This is a genomic window from Globicatella sanguinis NBRC 15551 (assembly GCF_001552295.1).
In the GTDB taxonomy this organism is placed as follows: Bacteria; Bacillota; Bacilli; order Lactobacillales; family Aerococcaceae; genus Globicatella; species Globicatella sanguinis.
In genome coordinates this window covers 1-3221 of sequence record NZ_BCQX01000170.1, presented here as the reverse complement: position 1 = coordinate 3221, position 3221 = coordinate 1, and the positions used below count along the sequence as shown (strand labels likewise).

Annotated in this window: 3 protein-coding genes; all 3 read left to right on the top strand. The window is 37.4% G+C overall.

What is annotated here, in order from left to right:
• Window positions 1-134 precede the first annotated feature (134 nt).
• A complete protein-coding gene (locus GSA01S_RS09775) occupies window positions 135-1478 on the top strand; it encodes an MBL fold metallo-hydrolase (protein WP_066127085.1) in 1344 nt (447 codons plus the stop codon).
• Window positions 1465-3045: a bifunctional metallophosphatase/5'-nucleotidase gene (locus GSA01S_RS09770; protein ID WP_066127081.1), complete on the top strand. Its 1581-nt coding sequence runs from the start codon at window positions 1465-1467 to the stop codon at window positions 3043-3045. The genes GSA01S_RS09775 and GSA01S_RS09770 overlap by 14 nt, the downstream gene beginning before the upstream one ends.
• Before the next feature lie 29 nt (window positions 3046-3074).
• The coding region (locus GSA01S_RS11215; protein ID WP_281176428.1) for an ATP-binding cassette domain-containing protein at window positions 3075-3221 on the top strand (147 nt) is incomplete at its 3' end.

Genomic DNA, 3221 nt, shown 5'->3' with positions numbered 1-3221 from the left:
GTAATGAAGAGCTAGGGTGAATATCAAAGCGAAATTTGTTTGTGAAAAACACGTAAATTCTAGCATTAATTACTGTTAATTTGCTACAAATATAGTATTCTATAGTTGTATGCAGATAGAAGGAGTGAATTTAATTGACCGAAACAGCAATCCAGTTTTGGAGTGGACTCAACACGATAGGTGGCAACATTATTAGTTTACAATATGAGAACTATCGTATCATTACAGACTTTGGTGCAATGGTAGGGGCTAATGTGGATGATTTGCTCAATCATAGCTTGACCTCACAATTATTAAAAGAAGAAAAATTACCTAAAATACCAGGACTTTATTCAAAACAAGCATTAAAAGATGTCGAATTGGAATCATTTGAGGATAGTGATGTGGAGACGATTATTTGCTTGTCTCATTTACATCTCGATCATTTAGGGTCATTTGGTCAACTATGTTCTACCATACCTATCTATGCTTTAAAAGACTCGGTCGAGTTTTATGGGCATTTAAAAGAAAACGAATTATTACCTTCGTATGATGTCGATTGGCACCCGGTTGAAGACTTTGGTACGATTCAACATGGTCCTTTTACGATTCAATTTATTCCGGTTGATCATGATACTTTAGGTGCGGCGAGTATTTTTATTACAGCTCCTGATGTTAAGGTGATTTACTCGGGTGATTTTCGCTTATCAGGCTTCCATCCGGAAAAAGTACTGACCTGGGCACAAAAAGCACGAGCATTTGATGCAGACATTTTATTAATCGAGGGTACGACTTTCAGTCATGTGGGGGCAGAGCCGAGCGAAGCGGATTTAAGAATCGAACAAATGACGCGTAATTTAATGGCTAAAAATGAACAACACTTACTCACGAGTCTCAAAAATGAAATGGCTAAAGCGACGGATAAATTAGTGGCTTTTAATGGCTATCCTCAAAATATTACGAGATTAATCCGTTTTGCGAGAATCGTCAATGGCCACGGCCGTCAATTAGTCTTAGATAAACGTTATTATCAGTTAATGAAAGCTTATTTAATTCAACCGTTAGCTATGACGTATATTGGTGAAGGTGGTATCACCATTGAACAGATTAATGAAGCCCCTCATCAATACGCTTTGCAAGTCGATATTGAAGATTTAACAGCACTATTCGCAGTGAAACCGGGCCTTTATTTCCATTCAAATGGCATGCCATTAGGTAGTTACGATCCGACTTATGAACCGTTTGTCCGTCGTGTGGTGGATTATGGATGGGAATTCGTGTTAGCGAATGCGGGAGGACATGCATCCCCGAACGATTTATTATTAGTCAATCGGGTAATTAAACCGAAACTAGTAGTGCCGTGGCATACTTATCAACCTAAACTTTATGGCGAAGCTATTGCATCCCAAGGACAAAATGTTTGGTGGCCTTCATATAATAAAACTTATTATTGGTCGCAACTTTCGGAGAAATTAGGAGCAAAAAATGAAAAAAATTAGTTTTTTGATGACAAGTGATACTCATGCTTTTTGGTTAAATCGCTTGACACATCCAACAGCAAATTTATTTAATACAGCAGGTACCATAGAAGCTGTTCGTCAACAACGTCAACATCCAGTCGTCACCATCGATTTAGGCGATTTTATTCAAGGCTCTTCCTTTGCTACTTATTGTAGCCAAGAAGTAAAAGATGGCAGTTGTTTTGCGCGCGCCATGAATGCTTTGAACTATGATTTCCAAATCATTGGGAATCACGAATTTAATTATGGACCAGACTATCGAGATAGTATCTTAACGAAGCTTGATTCACAAATCTTATTAAGTAATATTGTTCGTGAAGACGATAGTCAACCGTTTATTGGCCAACCCTATCAAATCATTGAACGAGAGGGTATTAAAATTGGTGTGATTGGGGTCACGACCCATTACATCCCCCATTGGGAATTACCCAAACACTATGAAGGATTAATCTTTTTAGATGCATTTGAAACAACCAAAAAGTATGTGGCTGAATTACGTCCATTAGTGGATGTGGTAGTGGTTGCTTATCATGGAGGATTTGAAAGTGACCTCGAAACATTCTCACCTTTAGAAGAATGGACGGGTGAAAACCAAGGGGCTAAGATGTTACAAGAAATTGAAGGCATTGATGTATTGCTAACTGGTCATCAACATCGGGTTATTAACCAACAAGTGAAGAATACCTGGACCGTGCAACCTGGTCATGCTGGTGAATTTGTCGCGGAAGTGATTTTAGAATTAGATGAGCAACATCAAATTATCCATCGTGAAGGCTATTTACATGAAACAGCGCAATATCCAGCTTTAGATAAATTACGGCCACAATTGGAGCCGCAATTATCAAATGGCCAAGCGTGGTTGGAGACGGTTTTAGGCCATGCGCCTATTGTGCAACCCACGCATGATATCTTTTTAGCGCGAGTAAATGGACATCCATTTTTAGAATTGTTGAATCAAGTTCAATTACAAGTAACGGGTGCTGATTTTAGTGGTATTGCTTTAGTTAATGAGCATTTTGCTGAATTTCAAGGCGATATAACGAATGAAATTTTATTAAAAGCCTATCCTTATTATAATTTAATTACTAAAATACAATTAACGGGTCAAGAAATATACGAGGTCATGGAATATAATCTAGAATATTTTGAATTGGATGCGACAGGGCAAATGATAGTCAATCCTGAATACATTTCTCCTAAACCACGCCATTATAATTATGATATTTATTCAGGTTTTAAAACGATCGTTGATGTCTCCAAACCCAAAGGACAACGAGTTATTGAGTTGATTGATGAAAGAACCAATCAACCTTTAGAAAAAGAGCGGCTTTATCAGTTGGCCGTCACTCAATACCGTGCGGTTGGTGGGGGCGATTATACCATGTTAACTCAAGATAAAATAGTTGAAATAACGCAATATGATATTGCGTCTGAATTGGTAAAAGCGTTAAATACCTTTGATGAAAAGAAATGGGATACGATTAATCAACATTTTCAACATATCGAATGGTTAAATCAGACAATAAAGAATACAGATGAGGTGTAATTGTGCAAGTTAGATTTGAAAATGTCACCATGCAGTTTGAAGATAAAAAAGTCCTAGATAATATTAGTTTTACCTTGCCTAGTCATGAATTGATTTCTTTTTTAGGCCCTTCAGGTTGTGGAAAGTCAACCACTTTATATTTGATTTCAGGATTATTAACTCCTACTTCAGGGAAG